We start from the raw sequence: 15,324 nt of genomic DNA on the forward strand, positions 1-15,324 counted from the left end.
CTTTAAACCTCCTGCCTTCTCCGCTTACCTGCAAGGTAAACCATGAACATCTGAAGGGCCAGAACGAATATCATCACGAACCGGGCCGTCCACACCTGTAAGTCCCCCGACTTTAAAACGGCCGGCAGGCTCGAAACGCTCCAGGCGACCAAGATGATAAAGAGAACCACAGGTGTGACAAACTTCATCACGTAGTAGTAGAAACGGGGCACCTTAAAGAGGGCTCCCCTGTTAATCTCCTCCCACGCCCTTTCGCCTCCGAAGAGCCAGAAGAAGATAACGACCTCCAGCAGTGCGAACAGGACAACGAAGAAAGTTCCCGCCCAGAAGTCCATCTCGCTCAGCGCTTTGGGCATAAATATCGGAACCTGGGCAACCAGGAATGCGAATATCACAGTTACCGTAACCGCCACCTTTCTGCTGAAGCTGAACTCATCCTCGAGGAAGGCAACAACCGGCATGGCTATTGCAACCGAGGAGGTTGCACCGGCAAAGAAGAGCAGGAAGAACCAGAAGAACCCTATTACGTCGCCTCCCGTTAGGTTCGAGAATATTGCGGGAAGGCTCACAAAGGCAAGGTTAAATGCCCCGCTCTTTGCCACAGATGTTGCGTTCATAACCCCGAAGAAGGCAACCGCCGCCGGGATGGCTATGGAGCCCCCCAGGATAACCTCTGCAAGCTCGTTCAGCGAGGCCGCCGAGAGGCCCGATGCAACTATGTCGTCGTCCTTCTTAATGTAGGAGGCGTAGGTGATTATCGCCCCGAAGCCCAGCGAGAGGGTGAAGAATACCTGACCTGCGGCCGCAAGCCAAACTTTGGGGTTTGCAAGCTGGCTGAAATCCGGGTGCCATAGGAAGTCGAGCCCCTGAACGGCCGTGCCGTGGGGGGTTTCTATCAGGATGACCCGAACCATCAGGATGAAGGCTAAGATGAACAGGGTAGGCATTGCCACCTTGGCAAACTTCTCGATTCCTCCCCTTATGCCTCTGTAGAGTATGTAGGCGTTGAATGCCATTGTTATCAGGAAGAACAGGTAGGCCACCGGGGAGGGCCTTGTGTAGTTCCTCAGGAACTCCTCAAAGGGTTGGAGGTACTCCTTCTGGGGCAGGCTGGGGTCCGGGTGGGGCAGCATACCGAACAGGGAGAAGAACGAGTACCCTAAGGTCCACGACTCTATGTAAACGTAGTAGCACAAGACAACGAAGGGAACAAAGAGCCCCAGAGCTCCTATGTACTTGGCTATCGGGTTTCTCCACAAGAGCTCAAAGATTGCGGGTGTTGTTCCGTGGCCTTTGCTGCCTCCGTATCTACCTATTGCCCACTCTGTCCACATAAGGGGAATGGCTATCAGGAGCATGGCTATCATGTAGGGAATCATGAAGGCTCCGCCGCCGTTTTCGGCAGCCTGGGTGGGAAACCTGAGGAAGTTGCCGAGGCCTACGGCGTTTCCCGCCATGGCCAGTATCAGGCCCAGTTTACTTCCCCAGTGTTCTCTGAACTCTCCGGCCATTTCAACCTCCGGCCATTTTGTATAAATTGAGTAGTTATTTTAAATGAACGGCGGAGGTTTTATGAGGTATATATTCGGTCCGGTTTTCTCCAGAAGGCTGGGGCTCTCTCTGGGGGTTGACCTCGTTCCCCACAAGATATGCAGTATGGACTGTCTCTACTGTGAAGTTGGGCCCACAACCGAGAAAACGGTTGAGCGGGCCGAGTACGTTCCCCTGTCGGGGGTTAAGGCGGAGCTCGATGAGTTTCTGGCCTTTAAGCCCGAGCTCGACTTTATAACCTTCTCCGGCTACGGTGAACCTACCCTCCACTCGGGGCTCGGTGAGCTCGTTAGGTACCTGAAGGAGAACTACCCCGACTACAGGCTGGCCCTTCTCACCAACGCTACCCTCCTTTACAGGGACGACGTTATAGAGGACGTGAAAGGTATAGACGTTGTCCTTCCCTCTCTGGACGCCGCAACTCAGCCCACCTTTGAAAAACTGAACAGGCCGGTTAAGGGGCTAATGGTTGATGACGTTATTGCCGGCATAGGGCGCCTTATAAAAGAGTGCGACTGCCAGACCTGGGTGGAAACCCTGTTTGTTAAGGGGATTAACGACTCCCCGGAAGAGGTAGAGAAGCTGGGAGAGGTTATCCACGCCCTTAAACCCCACAAGTGGCAGCTTAACACCGTTGCCCGCCCGCCGGCTTACGGTGTTGAGGGGCTGTCGTACGAGGAGCTCAAGGGCATTGCCGATAGGGTAGGCTACCCCAACACGGAGATTGTTGCCCGGGGAGGGGTTAAGAGGCGGAAACTCCCCCTGCCCGACCTTAAGGAGGAAATCTACAACCTCGTTGTGAGGCGCCCGTGTCCCCTTGAGGAGATATCCGATGCCCTCGGCGTTTCGCCCGAGGAGGTGGAAAGGGCCGTTGAAGAGCTCAAGAGAGAGGGGAGGGTGAAGGAGCTTCTTTTCGGAGGGGAGCCATACGTAAAAGGGCTTTCTGGCTGATTTTTCTTCTTCTGTTTCCCGCTTTTGCACGGGCCTCTGAAGTTAGGCTCGTTGTGGAAAAGGGTGTCTGTGTAGACCCGCTGCTTGTGAAGCAGGTTAACCGGCAGCTGACGGAGGTCTGCTCTGTTGCAGACTGCAGGAAGGCCCTTGCCTCCCTCTTCAGCTACCTGGGCTACTCGGTTCGGCTTAAAGGGAAAGAGGTTGTTGTTGAGGAGTTTCGCCTCGTTAAGAGAGTGGAGTTCCAGAACCCTCCTAAGGGGCTCTCCGAGAGCCTGAAAACGGTAAGGCTTTTGCTTCAGGATAAGCCCTTTGACCCTCAGGCCCTTCAGAGTGCCAAACAGCTCTTGCTCCTGAGGCTGAAGGCGCTCGGTTACGCCTCTCCGGAAGTGGATGCCGAAGTGGAAAAGAGCAGGTGCGGCTATAGGGTTCTTTTCAGGTTTAACGCCGGCTCCCTTCTGCTTGTTAAAAGCGTTCAGGTGGAAGCCCCCAAGTGGCTGAAGGGGTGGGTTGGGAAGCTCCTTAAGCCCCTTGTTGATAACCCGGTAAACCTTACTCAGGTTCGCTCCCTTCAGGAAAAGGTAGAGAGCCGCCTCGTTGCTGAAGGTTACTACAACTGTAAGGTCATCTACCGCATTGTTCCCCTTGAAGGAGGAGTGGGGAAGCTGAGGCCTGTGAAGCTCATCTTTAAAGTTCTTCCCGGTAAGCCCTACAAGGTTGTTTTTAAGGGTAACAGGCTCTTTAGTTACAAAGAGCTCTTTAAGCTCTTAACTTTCCCTAAGGCCAAGTCCTTCGACGAGTTTGAACTTGAGAACTCGCGGCGTAGAATCGTCCGTTTCTACAGGAACCACGGTTTTCCCTTTGTTAAGGTTAAAGCCTCGGTTACCGAAAAGCCCCGAGAGGTGGTTGTCCTCTTTCAAATCGATGAAGGTCCCTTTGTTAGGGTTGAGTCGGTTAAACTGGAGGGCCTTCCTAAAGAGCTTGAAGAGGGGCTCGACGACGCCCTCTCCCGGCTTGAGGGGGAGCCTTTCTCTTTAAAGAAGGTAAAAGAGCTTAGGGCTCAAATTCTCTACTCCTTAAAAAGTAAGGGTTACATAAAGGCCAAAGTTAACTACACCTTAAAAGGAGATAGTCTCATCTTCAGCGTTCTTCCGGGTCCGCAATTTGTGGTGGACTCTGTGGTTGTAAAAGGGGTTAAACTGCCCTGCAGGCTGCCTAACGTAAAGGGGAAACCCTACACCGACAGACTCGTTTCAGACCTTGAGAACTTTATACAGGAGTGCCTTGCAGACAGGGGGCACCCCGACGCTGCCGTTTCTGCAGAGCCCCTCTTTAATAGGAAGGGCCGCAGGGTTTCGGTTCGTCTGAATCTTAAGGTGAACCCGGGGCCCGGTTACGTTTTCGGTTTCGTCCTGATAAGGGGTTTAAAACGGACGAAGCTCTGGGCGGTAAAGAACCTTCTAACCGTTGAGCCGGGAACCGTTTACTCTCACAGGGCGGTTGTTAAGCAGTACTCCCGCCTTTCAGACAGCAGGCTCTTTTCGTTTGTTTCGATAAACGATGTAAAAACCGACGGAGCAATTTCCGAGGTTATAAAGGTCGATGAGGGAGCCCTTTTGAGCTCCCGGGGTTTTATAGGGTACGGCACCGATAGCGGCCTTGTCTTAAACGGTTTTCTCTCCTCTACCTCTCCGTTCGGTATGGGTATGAAGTATTTCCTCTTCGGGAACTACAGGCAGAAAGAGGGGTACGATGCAGTTTTCAAACTCTTAAAGCCGGCCTTCCCCTTTAAGGACTACGACCTATCCTACTCTATAGTTAAAAAGGAGCAGATTTACGAGAGCTTCAAATCCGACCGAACAATCTACAGCTTCTCCCTCCTGAGGAAGGCCTCCCGCTACCTTACCCAGGACTTCCGCTTCGAAATCTCCCGTGAGAAAGTTAAAGACACAAAAATCCAGACCCAGCGCCGCTTCTTAGAGCGCAGACTCGTTTACCTTCAAACCTACAACCACCTGAACAGCCTCTCAAACCCCACTGAAGGTTACTACCTCAGGAGCAAGTTCTCCCTTGCCGGAACCCTCCTGGGGGGGAACACCGACTACACCCTGCTTGAGTCCAGACTCCAGCTCCTTCACCCCTTGGGAAGTAGAGAGGTTATCGCCCTTAGGGTGGGGGGCGGAGTGATAAGGTCTTTAAACGGTAAAGCCGTTCCGGTGCTCGATAGATTCTTCCTCGGCGGTGCCGAGAGCGTAAGGGGTTACAAATACGGCACTATATCGCCGACCGACAGTAACGGCAATTTCGTTGGGGGTAAGGCCTACGGTCTCTTCAGCTTGGAGCTCCGCTACAACGTAAGAAAGAACGTTCAGCTTGCCCTTTTCTACGACTCCGGCCGGGTCTTCCCCACTGTAAAGGATTTTAAACTCTCCGGCTGGTACTCATCGGTAGGTTTCGGAATTCGCTACCTGACCCCGGTTGGGCCTTTAAGGTTCGACTACGGCTACAAGCTCAAGAGAATTCCGGGTCAGGGTCCGGGCAGGTTCCACATATCCTTCGGCTATCCATTTTAGGAAGAGAGCTCCTTAAACTCGGCCTCCTCAAAGGAGAGGGCCAGCTCCTTAAAGAGGGCCTCCTGAATCTCCTTTAGCTCTCCCTTCACCTCGTAACCTGCGGCCATTTTGTGGCCTCCGCCGCCGAATTTCTTGGCCACCTGAGCCACGTCCACTTTCCCCTTAGACCTTAAAGAGACCTTCCAGCTCCCCTCCTCAATCTCCTTAAAGAAAACCGCCACCTCAACGCCGGCTATGGAGCGGGGGTAGCTGATGAAGCCTTCCGCTTCCTCTGGGTAGGCTCCGGTCTCTTTGAGGAACTTCTGGTAGAGGGTTATGTGGGCCACCCTGTTGTTGAGGGCAAACGAGAGTGTCTTTAGAACCAACTCAAGAAGCTTAAACCTGTTGATTCTGTTTCTCTCAAACAGGTTCTTTATAACGAAGTAAGGGTCTACCCCCTTCCTCATTAGCTCGGCTGCAACGAAGTGGGTCTCGGGGGAGGTGTTTGAGTAGCCGAAGCTCCCGGTATCTGTAACTATCCCTGTATAAATCGGCAGGGCAACCGAGTAATCTATGGCCTCGGGCTCTATGAGCTTCATAATGTGGTAGGAAAGCTCACAGGTGCTCGAAATCTCCGGCTCAACTATTGCGTAGTCTGTAAACGGCTCTGCCGTTATGTGGTGGTCTATTACAAGGCTCTTCTTCGCGTTTATAGACTCAAAGCCGGTCCTTTTCGGGTCTGAAACGTCGGTGATTATCAGCCAGTCGAACTCCTCCTTAACTTCCGGCTCTCCCACAACCTCTACCTTCTCAACTCCCGGGAGGAAGTCGAAAAAGTAGGGGATGGGGTCTTTGTATACGACCTTTACCTCTTTTCCCAGCTTCTTCAGGAAGTTAAACCAACCTAAAGAGCTTCCAACCGCGTCGCCGTCGGGGTTTTTGTGGGTTGTTACGGCTATTCTGCCCTTCATCCCCTTTATAAGCTCTGCGGTCTCCTCACGGCTCAGCCTCTTGCTCATAGTAGCACCTCTGGTGAAACGAAGAATTCGGGCCTTGGAACAACTTTCAGCCTTAACCTTTTACCCAAAAGGTGGTGTATGTACCCTTGTGCCCTGTTGAGCTGTTCAACGGCTCTTACCGCATCCTCCCTGTTGAGGGCCGATATGAACACTTTGGCCTTGCTGCCGTCCTTAGAGAGCTCTACCCCTTGAACCGTGACAAAGAGGTTCTCGGGAAGGTCAATCTCCTCGCGGATTATCTGGGATAGCTCCCTAACCAGAACGGACTTTAGCCTCTCTCTTCTCCTCTCTCTCATCTACTCTCCGCTTACCGTAAGCTCTTTAATGAGAACCGAGGGTGAACATACGTTCCCCAGCCACTTTAAGTCGGCTCCCACTTGGGTTATACCTTTCAGAAGCTCGTTCACGTTACCGGCAACGGTCATCCCCGTTACCGGAGTAACTCTGTTGCCGTCTTTGAAAAATACGCCGCTTATTCCTATTGAGAACTCTCCCGATATTGGGTTGATTGTGTGTATTCCCATTGCATCCGTTACAACAAGGACCTTCTCCGGCGTTTTTACCAGCTCCTCAAGCCCGAGTGCGCCCCTTTCAACCACCAGGTTGGTGATTCCGGAAGTTGGCAGGGCTCCAACCGAACTCCTCATGCCGTTTCCCGTTGCCGGCAGGCCCAGCTTTTTGGCCGAGTAGAGGTCTGTGAGGAAGTTCTTTAAAACTCCCCTCTCAACTACGGCCTTCTTCCTTGTTGCAACGCCTTCATCGTCGAAGGGGGCGCTTCCGGTTCCCTCACGCTGGAAGGGGTCGTCGTATATGCTCAGTGCCGAGCTTGCTATCTCGTGGCCGAGCTTCTCTGCAAACAGAGACTTTTTCCTTAAAACGTTAGTCCCGAGGAACCCTGCCGAAAGGGTCTCTATGAGCTCTGCGAAAACCGCGTTCTTAAAAATCACCGGCACCTTCATACTGGTTATGGGCCTTGCGCCGAGGAGTTCAACCGCTCCGTCGGCAGCGTTTACGGCAACCTCAACCGGGTTGAGCTCTGAGAAGAACCGTTTAGACTGGTAATCCCACCCGATTTGGGAATCTCCGTTTTCCTCGGCTGCGGCCAGAACGCTCAAAGAGAAGTTCGTTGTTGTGTACGTGAAGCTGTGGTCGTTGGAGTTGTAGTAGAAAACGGTAGAGAGGGCGTCGGCGTAAGAGGCCTTCCGCACCCGCTTTACTCTCGGGTCGTAGTTAAGAACCCGCTCCTCGACTTCTGCGGCAAGCTCTATCTTCCTCGTTATGGGAATCTCGTTGTAGGCGGAATCTGCAAGGGGGAAGTCAAAGTCCGGTGCCTGTTGGGGCATGGAGAAAGTGTACTCGTCTTGAGAGGTGTATAGGGCGTTCTCCTTTGCGCACTCTATGGCTATTCTGATTCCCTCTTCGCTTACGTCGTTTGTGTAGGCAAAGCCGAGCCTCCCCTCAACTACGGCCCTTATGGCAAGGCCTACCTTCTGAGAGCGTCTGATTTTCTCAACGCTTCCCTTTTTAACCTCTACCGCCGTTCCCCTGCTCTCTACGAGGAAGATATCAAACAGCTCTACGCTCTGCTTCCTGAGCAGGTTTGCAGCCTTCTCTATCAGTTTAACCATTTTCCACCCCCTCGAGTTTTGAGAAGAAGGCCCTTACCTCCTCCGGCCTCCCGCAGCTCTTTTTCCCTTCGGTGCAGTAGCCGAGGTAGTAGCAGTTCGGCCCTACTTTACCAAAGAGCTTCGGGAACCTGTCCCTGAGCTTCCGGAGCATCTTAACGGCCATCTTCCTTATCTCCCACTGGGCCCTGGAACAGGTCCTGAGCCTGAGGAAGTGGACAAGCTCCTCCCCGTTCATCGTGAACACTATTCTTGTTGTGCAGGCGTTGGGGAGAACGAACCTTGCGTCCTCTTTCGGCACGCCTGCATCTACCAGTTTTTCGTAGAACTCCCCTATCTCCTCCATTATATCGTCGTAGCTCAGCTTTCTGCCCCCGACCTCAACCTCTACCCCTTTTAAAGTTTCTGGAGTTACGTAGGGGAACTTCTTCATTGCCACGTACCTTTGAGACTGCTGGCTGTAGGAGGCAACCCTGTGTCTTACGAGCTGGTGAGAACAGGCCCTTGAGATTCCGTCTACGAGAAAGGTGAAGTAGGAGTGGCGGAGAAGCTCCTTCTCCCCTTCAAGGGGTGGAGCGTTAACGGCAAGCAAGAGAACTTCCACGGGACCTCCTTAAAGTCGGGGAAGTGGGCAAAATTATACGAGATTCACCCTTTGAACTGGATGAGGGGGAGGTTGGCCTCTTTCGCTATCTCCTTGGCGAGCCAGTCGGGGTAGCCTTCCTTGTAAATCACCTTCTCTATACCGGCGTTTATGAGCATCTTTACACACAGGGAGCAGGGGCAGTGGGTACAGTAGAGGACAGAACCTTTAGTTGAAACGCCGTGAAGGGCTGCCTGAATAATCGCATTCTGCTCGGCGTGAAGCCCCCTGCACAGCTCGTGTCGCTCCCCGCTGGGGATTCCCAGCTTCTCCCTCAGACACCCAACCTCTTCGGGGTGCTTTAGTCCCGAGGGAGGGCCGTTGTAGCCGGTGGATATTATTCTCTTGTCTTTAACGAGAACCGCTCCCACCTGCCTCCTTAAGCAGGTGGAGCGGGTTGCCACCATTTGAGCTATCGACATAAAGTACTCATCCCACGAGGGACGGGGCAATTAGTGGCCTCCGCCAAATAGGTGTCTGTAGGCTGTGAGTATCAGCGTAAGGAACATGAAGATGTAGAGGATTATCTCAACAGCCGCCATCCACTTCCGGAAGTGGAATATCGTTTTTATAGCCCTGCTTGCCATCTCTCCCTCCTTTTAGAACCACATAAAGATGGACTGAGAGTACCAGTGAACGAACTTAACGAACCAGACTCCGAGTATCGGCAGGAGCAGAATGGCCAGAACTGCGGCCAAAACTATCCAAGCCTCCTTCTCTATGTCCCTGGAGCTAACCTCCTTTGCCATCTAACTCCTCCTTAACGGTAGGATTCCTTGCCCGAGCGGGCCTGCTTGTAGTGGAAGAATTTATACCTGTAGAGGGCATCGAGTCCGTGGCAGTCTACGCAGATGCTGCCGCTAACATCCCTGTTCCTGAGGAAGCTGTTAATAACCGTTCCCTCAACAGGCTTTCCGGGCGGGTTCTTCTGCCACTTGCTCCAAACGTGCGGGTCGTGGCAGGTTTCGCAGGCAATCTCTCCGCCCACGTGGACCTCTTTGCCGTCCTTTGTGAAGAGCGGCCAGTCTCCCTGCCTTCCGGGCCTGTTGAAGTTCCGCAGAACAACGTCTTTGTGGGGGTGGGTGTAGTACTTAACAACCTTATCCTCTGCTACGCCGCCCTTGGAGTGGCAGGTGAGACAGTAGTTGGACATCCTGTTGTCGGTAACCTTTTTAATCTCCGTAGCCCACAGGAGGCTGTCTTTTGCCCTGTGGGGAACGTGGCAGGCCGAGCAGACTCCGTCTTTGAGAACCGACTTGCCCAGAGCGTTCTTAAAGTCTTTATGGACAACGCGCATATCGTGGGGAGTTCCGATAACTGCACCCTCTTTAACGTGGCAGGCGGTACACAGTGCGCTGTCGCCTGCAACCGTGTAGCGGGTGAGCCTTTCGTTGTCGGCGCCGTTGTGGGGGTTGTGGCAGGTCATACAGTCGAGGACGCCGGGTTCACCCCTCTTGGCCGGGTGACCGGTCATCTGGTTTATGAGCGGAAGCCTGGAGTTCTCTATCATCTTGAGGTTCTTCTCGGTTACCTCCCTACCCATCGGGTGGGTGTGCTTGCCTACGGTTTTATCGGCAGCTAAGCCGCCCTTGGCGTGGCAGGAGCTACACAGCTTCTCACCGATTGTCTTGCCTTTGCCTGGCTCCAGTGCCCAGAGGACTTTGAACTTGGGGTTGTGCGGAGTGTGGCATGCCGAGCAGGCTCCCTTCTTGAGGAGCTCTTTCCTCTCTTTCTCGGTGAGCTTAACCTCTCTGTTGTTGAGGAGGTCGTGGGGTGTTCCTTTGAGGTTCTGGTCGCTGTGGCAGGTGAGACACAGCTGGGAGCTTCCTCTAACCGGAATCCTGAGGAGCTCCTCCTTGTGGGTGTGGGGATTGTGGCAGGTAACGCAGGATACCTTCTTACCCGGCAGTTTATCTGTCGGGTTCTTAACTCCAACCGGGTGTTCGTTAAAGACCGACTGCTTGATTTTGTGTTTAGCCATGCCCTCCGGGTCGTGGCAGGCGAGGCAGAAGCCGTCTACCGGAGGCTCCATCGGTGAGATTTCACCGTAAACGACCCTGGATAGGTAGCCGCCTTTGGCTTTATGGACGTTATGGCACGCCGCACAGTCCCCTCTCTTCCACCTCTTCTTGTCTATCTCGCCGTGGGGACCGTTCTTAACGTCGGCTTCCTGTTTGTGGCAGGTGTAACACAGCTTCAGCCGGGGCTCTCTCAGGAACTTGCCCTTGGGGCTGTTGTTGTATGCGTGGTGGGGGTCGTGACAGGTGGTACAGCTCATCGTGCCGCCGGGTAGCGGCAGGTGGACTTTCTCCTTAACTTTTTTGCCGGTCGGGTGTGTGAGCAGTCCTACGTCTTCAACCTTTTTGCCGTCTACTACGCTCTGCGGGTAGTGGCAGGACAGACAGAGGATATCGTCTTTACCCTTGGCGTTTATGAGGGATGCGTAGTCGAAGGCGTTTTCCGGTATCTCCCTGCTCCACAGCTCCCTTCCTTTAGCCTTGTGGGGAGTGTGGCAGCTCTTACAGGAGTTGCCGTTTATGTTGTGCTTTGTAAGGTTTACCGCCTTCTGCTCTACGTGACAGAGGATACAGAGCTTCCCTTCCTCTGCCACTACAAGGTGTTTGTTCTTCTCCTTGTGGACTTTGTGGCAGGTGAGACACTCAACCGACTCGGTTATAGCCTTCTGCTCCTTGAAGAAGGCAAGGTCTGCACCTTTTGGGAACTTCTTGTGTATCGGGTGGTTCCTGAAGTTGGGGTGCTCTTTCGAGTTAACGTTGTCTATGTGGCAAACTGCACACAGCTGGGAGCGGTTAACCGGCTCTAAAAGGGCCTCTTTGGCCCTTCCCCTGTGGGCCGAGTGGCACGATTCACACTGAAGCTCGCCGTTCCTGGTTACTTTTCCGCCGAGCTCCTTGATTTTCAGGGCAAACTCGGGCTTCAGTTTACCCTTTGTATCCTCCAGTATTGGGTGGTTCATGCCGTGCTTAGAGTTGGCCTCGTGACACTTGATACAGAGTGCGGAGTTAACGTTGGGGTAGCGCATAAAGGTGTAGTCGAGCTTCTTCTCGCTACCGGTCTTCGTGTGGGGAGTGTGGCAGGTTCCGCAGTAGAGCTTTCCGTCCTTAAGGGGGAAACCTTTAGGTATCTTAAAGTCTTCGGGAACTTTCTTGTTTACCGGGTGTGAGAAGTGGTTAAGGCCCAGAAAGGTGAGCCTGTCGTCTGCCATTGAACCGTCGTGACACGACAGACACATGAGCTTGTCGGCCGCGGCAAAAGCCCTTTTCGTAAGGAGCTTCGGCGACTTAACCTTGGCCTCAAGGAGCCAGTTCTCGTGACAGACGAGACACTCCTTCTTCATACTCTTTTTGAGCTTCGCCTCGGAAACGCCCGGTATGGCCAGAACAGACAGGAGTATCAGTAGCGTTTTCCTCATTACTTGACCCCTTGAATACTAAATGTAGATACTTTGTGCTTCAGAGGCTCGAGAACGAAAACCTCTCCCTTGTAGCACGCTACTGAAGTAGGGTAGTAGAGCCCTTTCGCCACAACTTCGTCAAATCCGCCTGCTGTCTCAAAGAGCTGAACGGCTCCGGTAATACCGTCGCTTACAACCAGCTTACCGTTACAGTAGGCCACACCTTTCGGCCTGAAGAGGTCTCCCTCCTCTATGCCGAAAACACCGAAGGAGTTAACGAAGTTGCCGTTTTTATCAAACTCCTGGACTTTCGCGTTCACAGAGTCAACAACGAAGACCCTGTCCTTAGAAGCGCTTATGGTGTAGATGCTTATGAACTGGCCGGGGGCGGTTCCCTTGCCGCCCACCTTCTTTATGAGGTTGCCGTTAAGGTCGTAGATATCTACGGTTTGGGTTTTACCGTCTGTGACAAACAGCCTGTTGCCCACCTTTGCCACGTCTATCGGACGTCCTTCAAGGTGGAGCTTCTTCTCGAGGTTACCGTACTCGTCTAAAACGTATAGGGTTCCGTCTTGGCTCACCACGTAGAGTAGCCCGTCTTTTGCATCTATTCCGAACGGGTTTTTCACCTTTATGTCCGTTTCGTGCTCTCCGTAGAGGTCGTAAACGGCTATTCTGTTGTTGAGGCCGTCTACCACAAAGAGCTTCCCGTTGGAAACCGCGATATCGGAGGGGAACTTCCAGTTACCGGTTATGGTTCCCGCAACCGCAGATGCGGATATCAAAACGGCAGATAGCGTTGCCAGCAGTTTCCTCATTACTTAACCCCTACCAGATGAAGTTAGGGAAGTGGATTGTCTTGTACTCTTTGAGCCCTTTAACTATTTCGTTGTGCTCTAAGTCTTTTACCCTTTCGGGGCTAAAGCCGAGGGCCCTAAAGTCGAGGGCGCCGTGGGGTTTATGACAGTCCTCACACTTTAAGACCTTCTCGGTGAGGGCATTGTGCATTTTGGCTACGGCTTTGGGGTCTTTTAAGAGCTTCTCGTTCCCTTTAAGGGGAAGCTCCACGGGAACGCCGTTGTAAACGGGAACTATCTTCGCCTGGCTCTCCTCGCCAGAGAGCATAACCCTGTTACCAACCTGTATGTAGCGCAGGCCGTAAAAGTCCCCTTTCTTCAGGAGCTTTACCTCGCCTCCCTTTATCTCTGCCCAGCTGTAGGTGACTCCGGGCTTTACAAAGTGGCACACGTTACAGCTCATAAACGTTCCGTGCGCGTTGTAGAAGGGAGAGAACTTCCTGTCCTTCTTGTGGGCAGCGTAGGTGTGGCAGGCGCTGCACACGTCGTTCATCGGGTACTTGTAGCTGTTGGGAGAGTGGAAGGGCTTGGGGTACTCCTTCAGGTTGGGAAGCTCTGGCCTTTCAAACTCCTTGAGCTTCTCCTTCCACTTTGCAACGTCTGTTGCCGGTGCAGAAAGCAGCGGGTTCTCAGCGGCAACGGCTGCCGCCGGTATCAGTAAAGCCGCAAGAAGGAGCTTCCTCATTATCCATTCCTCCCTTCAACTTCCTTCTCTAAGAGGTGGTGTGCGTATTCGTGCATCTTCTTAATCATCTCCTCTTCGGGGAGCTTCTCCACCTCTAAGACAAACTGGTAGCGCTCTTTAAGGAACGGGTACTTCTCCAACAGGTGGGGTTCGTTCTCTGCAACGGCCTTGATAATCCTCCTGTAGCTGCGGGGCCTCTCCTCTATCCACTCAACCTCGGAGGCCGTTCCAGTAAGCCAAATCCAGTCCATCGGGAACTTGTTGGGGCCGTAGTGGACTATGTACATGTGAACCAGGGCAATCCAGCCGAGGGCCAGAACCGCCTCGTCGGAGTGCATCAGGTAGGCAATCTGAATCGTCTCGGGGGGCAGGCCGAGGTAGCCTGTAAACACTTCCGGGAGCCAGAGTATCCAGCCGGTAATACCGATGGCGAGCATACCCCAACCGACCGCCCAGAAGTCGAATTTGTCTACCCAGATGTACTCGTCCCAGTCTGGCGGCACCTTCCTGAAGCCCAGCAGGTACTTGATGTAGTGGACGAAGGTCACGTCGGTAGGTCCGGGCACTATCTTGAAGTAACCGAAGAAGTCCTTCTTGGCCAGGTCCCAGTTGGCTATCAGTATGAGAATCAGGTAGAGAACCGTAAGGAGGAAGTCGGAGAACATTATGAAACCGGATATGCGGTGGATTGTCATCTCACCGGGAATGCCGCCCAGCAGGGCAATGAGGGGCTTTGCCCACTCAACCTTGTAGAACTTGAGGGGATACCCGGTGATAATCTGCCATATGAAGGTGGAGAAGATACCTACGTGAAGTAGCCTCTGGAAGAGGGTGAACTTCTGTATCATTATCTTCTCGCCGTCTACTATGAGGAGCTTATCCTGTTCAGCTCTCAGTCTGAACCTTCTCTTAAAGGCCTCCCAGAGTCCCATTAGTGCTTCCTCCTCAGGTTTTTAAGAAGGTCTAATCCTACGATGGATACTGCAAACAGCAGCGTTCCGGTTGTGAGCCAGAACATAAACTCCTCGATAATCTTCACTATCTTCTGGCCCAGTGTATCGGGAACCGGGTGCATGTGGACCCACTTGGTTGTAGCGAAGTTCTTCATGTGCTTTATCGGTGCAAGGGGGTGACACTCGGTTGAGCGTCCGCAGGTCATCTCTATGTTCTTGGGATTAATCGAGGAGCGGGGGTCGTTCTTGTGGAATATGTCGTGGAAGTTTCCGTCTTTGTTTGTGTGGCAGTCTAAGCAGTCGGCCGCCCGGTTGTCGTGTCTGTCCAGGTAGAGCATTTTGGCGTGCATTGTAACTTCGTAGGACTCAACAGCCGTAAGAACCCTTTCCCTTTCGTACTTGTTGTGGATGCCCTCAACGTCGAGAGCCTTTTCCATCTTCTTCTCGTTGGCGTGACAGGAGGCACACAGCTCCACTATCTCCCAGCCGTCGCGTCTTGTCTTTACGAAGCTGTGGGTGAACCCGTTTTTGATTATCGGTATGGGCTCGCGGCTTGCAACGTGGGCGAGCCTGTCCTTTATCCACTCCTTGTTTTGGTGACAGATTGAACACCTGTCGAAGCTCATCTTGAGGGCGTTGAACTTGTCTACGTCGATGAGTAGCCTGTTGGTATGGCAGTAGGTACAGTAAGGGTAGAGGTTCGGTGCCTTTTCGTAGTTCTTACCGTGAACGCTCTCCTTCCAGGTTTTGTAGACCGCCTCGTGGGAGAACGGCTTCTTCGTGGAGGGGTCTACAACGTGACACTTGGTAGCACAGTTCACCTTGCCGTTACCGGGCTTGTGCGGGTACTGCTCTATCTTCGTGTGACACTCGGTACAGCCTACGTTCCTGTGTATGGAGTGGGCGTATAGGGCGTCAGAGATGCTGCAGTCGTGAACCTTGTTCTCCTTGTCGACGATTGAGAGGCCCTTCAGGCGGTGACACACGAGACAGCCGTCATCGCTCATTCCGAAGGCGCTCGTTGCTATCGCTATGGCCCCTGTTAGTCCTACTATGAAGGCTTTCACTCCATACCC

General features: G+C 53.1%; 15 protein-coding genes. 2 read left to right on the plus strand and 13 right to left on the minus strand.

The window, feature by feature from the left end; genetic code table 11:
* Window positions 1–2: 2 nt before the first annotated feature.
* On the minus strand, window positions 3–1,511 hold the full coding sequence (locus tag THEAM_RS03890) for a sodium:neurotransmitter symporter family protein (RefSeq protein WP_013537520.1): 1,509 nt from the start codon (window positions 1,509–1,511) through the stop codon (window positions 3–5).
* Between the two features lie 61 nt (window positions 1,512–1,572).
* On the opposite strand from THEAM_RS03890, the gene THEAM_RS03895 reads away from it, so the two are divergent.
* Together THEAM_RS03895 and THEAM_RS03900 are read left to right on the plus strand one after the other, a co-directional pair.
* Window positions 1,573–2,502 (plus strand): radical SAM protein, encoded by a 930-nt coding sequence (locus THEAM_RS03895; protein WP_013537521.1) that lies wholly within the window; start codon window positions 1,573–1,575, stop codon window positions 2,500–2,502.
* Between the two features lie 53 nt (window positions 2,503–2,555).
* A complete protein-coding gene (locus THEAM_RS03900; protein WP_013537522.1) occupies window positions 2,556–5,072 on the plus strand; it encodes a BamA/OMP85 family outer membrane protein in 2,517 nt (838 codons plus the stop codon).
* Here the strand turns inward: THEAM_RS03900 and THEAM_RS03905 are convergent.
* Genes THEAM_RS03905 through THEAM_RS03950 form a run of 12 tightly spaced genes read right to left on the minus strand, consistent with a single transcriptional unit; the run spans window position 5,069 to window position 15,315 of the window.
* Entirely contained in the window at window positions 5,069–6,070 is a 1,002-nt protein-coding gene (locus tag THEAM_RS03905) for a DHH family phosphoesterase (RefSeq protein ID WP_013537523.1), read from the minus strand. The two genes, THEAM_RS03900 and THEAM_RS03905, sit on opposite strands and share 4 nt — an antisense overlap.
* Window positions 6,067–6,366, minus strand: a complete 300-nt coding sequence (rbfA, locus tag THEAM_RS03910; RefSeq protein WP_013537524.1) for a 30S ribosome-binding factor RbfA — start codon at window positions 6,364–6,366, stop codon at window positions 6,067–6,069. Before rbfA ends, THEAM_RS03905 begins: the two co-directional genes overlap by 4 nt.
* Window positions 6,367–7,698 (minus strand): TldD/PmbA family protein, encoded by a 1,332-nt coding sequence (locus tag THEAM_RS03915; RefSeq protein ID WP_013537525.1) that lies wholly within the window; start codon window positions 7,696–7,698, stop codon window positions 6,367–6,369.
* Window positions 7,691–8,299, minus strand: coding sequence for an FAD-dependent thymidylate synthase (gene thyX / locus THEAM_RS03920; RefSeq protein WP_013537526.1), 609 nt, complete (start codon window positions 8,297–8,299; stop codon window positions 7,691–7,693). The genes THEAM_RS03915 and thyX overlap by 8 nt, the downstream gene beginning before the upstream one ends.
* Before the next feature lie 44 nt (window positions 8,300–8,343).
* Window positions 8,344–8,790: a deoxycytidylate deaminase gene (locus tag THEAM_RS03925; RefSeq protein ID WP_013537527.1), complete on the minus strand. Its 447-nt coding sequence runs from the start codon at window positions 8,788–8,790 to the stop codon at window positions 8,344–8,346.
* Window positions 8,791–8,925 carry a hypothetical protein gene (locus tag THEAM_RS09795; protein ID WP_013537528.1) on the minus strand — a complete coding sequence of 45 codons (135 nt, stop codon included), beginning with the start codon at window positions 8,923–8,925 and terminating at the stop codon, window positions 8,791–8,793.
* A 12-nt stretch (window positions 8,926–8,937) separates the two neighbouring features.
* Window positions 8,938–9,087: a hypothetical protein gene (locus THEAM_RS09720; RefSeq protein ID WP_013537529.1), complete on the minus strand. Its 150-nt coding sequence runs from the start codon at window positions 9,085–9,087 to the stop codon at window positions 8,938–8,940.
* Window positions 9,088–9,098: 11 nt separating this feature from the next.
* The gene (locus THEAM_RS03930; RefSeq protein WP_013537530.1) at window positions 9,099–11,771 is read right to left on the minus strand and encodes a cytochrome c3 family protein; all 2,673 of its coding nucleotides are present in this window, start codon (window positions 11,769–11,771) and stop codon (window positions 9,099–9,101) included.
* Entirely contained in the window at window positions 11,771–12,571 is an 801-nt protein-coding gene (locus THEAM_RS03935; protein WP_013537531.1) for an NHL repeat-containing protein, read from the minus strand. Before THEAM_RS03935 ends, THEAM_RS03930 begins: the two co-directional genes overlap by 1 nt.
* A 10-nt stretch (window positions 12,572–12,581) precedes the next feature.
* Window positions 12,582–13,295 carry a hypothetical protein gene (locus tag THEAM_RS03940; RefSeq protein ID WP_013537532.1) on the minus strand — a complete coding sequence of 238 codons (714 nt, stop codon included), beginning with the start codon at window positions 13,293–13,295 and terminating at the stop codon, window positions 12,582–12,584.
* A complete protein-coding gene (locus tag THEAM_RS03945) occupies window positions 13,295–14,227 on the minus strand; it encodes a formate dehydrogenase subunit gamma (RefSeq protein WP_013537533.1) in 933 nt (310 codons plus the stop codon). The genes THEAM_RS03940 and THEAM_RS03945 overlap by 1 nt, the downstream gene beginning before the upstream one ends.
* Entirely contained in the window at window positions 14,227–15,315 is a 1,089-nt protein-coding gene (locus tag THEAM_RS03950) for a hypothetical protein (protein WP_013537534.1), read from the minus strand. Before THEAM_RS03950 ends, THEAM_RS03945 begins: the two co-directional genes overlap by 1 nt.
* Between the last annotated feature and the right edge of the window lie 9 nt (window positions 15,316–15,324).

It is taken from the genome of Thermovibrio ammonificans HB-1 (assembly GCF_000185805.1).
Taxonomy (GTDB): Bacteria; Aquificota; Aquificia; order Desulfurobacteriales; family Desulfurobacteriaceae; genus Thermovibrio; species Thermovibrio ammonificans.

Bases quoted from the DNA above. Each gene is read 5' to 3' on its own strand.
- THEAM_RS03890 (WP_013537520.1), bottom strand. From the start codon at position 1,511: ATGGCCGGAGAGTTCAGAGAACACTGGGGAAGTAAACTGGGCCTGATA.
- THEAM_RS03895 (WP_013537521.1), top strand. From the start codon at position 1,573: ATGAGGTATATATTCGGTCCGGTTTTCTCCAGAAGGCTGGGGCTCTCT.
- THEAM_RS03905 (WP_013537523.1), bottom strand. From the start codon at position 6,070: ATGAGCAAGAGGCTGAGCCGTGAGGAGACCGCAGAGCTTATAAAGGGG.
- rbfA (WP_013537524.1), bottom strand. From the start codon at position 6,366: ATGAGAGAGAGGAGAAGAGAGAGGCTAAAGTCCGTTCTGGTTAGGGAG.
- THEAM_RS03915 (WP_013537525.1), bottom strand. From the start codon at position 7,698: ATGGTTAAACTGATAGAGAAGGCTGCAAACCTGCTCAGGAAGCAGAGC.
- THEAM_RS09795 (WP_013537528.1), bottom strand. From the start codon at position 8,925: ATGGCAAGCAGGGCTATAAAAACGATATTCCACTTCCGGAAGTGGATG.
- THEAM_RS09720 (WP_013537529.1), bottom strand. From the start codon at position 9,087: ATGGCAAAGGAGGTTAGCTCCAGGGACATAGAGAAGGAGGCTTGGATA.
- THEAM_RS03930 (WP_013537530.1), bottom strand. From the start codon at position 11,771: ATGAGGAAAACGCTACTGATACTCCTGTCTGTTCTGGCCATACCGGGC.
- THEAM_RS03935 (WP_013537531.1), bottom strand. From the start codon at position 12,571: ATGAGGAAACTGCTGGCAACGCTATCTGCCGTTTTGATATCCGCATCT.
- THEAM_RS03940 (WP_013537532.1), bottom strand. From the start codon at position 13,295: ATGAGGAAGCTCCTTCTTGCGGCTTTACTGATACCGGCGGCAGCCGTT.
- THEAM_RS03945 (WP_013537533.1), bottom strand. From the start codon at position 14,227: ATGGGACTCTGGGAGGCCTTTAAGAGAAGGTTCAGACTGAGAGCTGAA.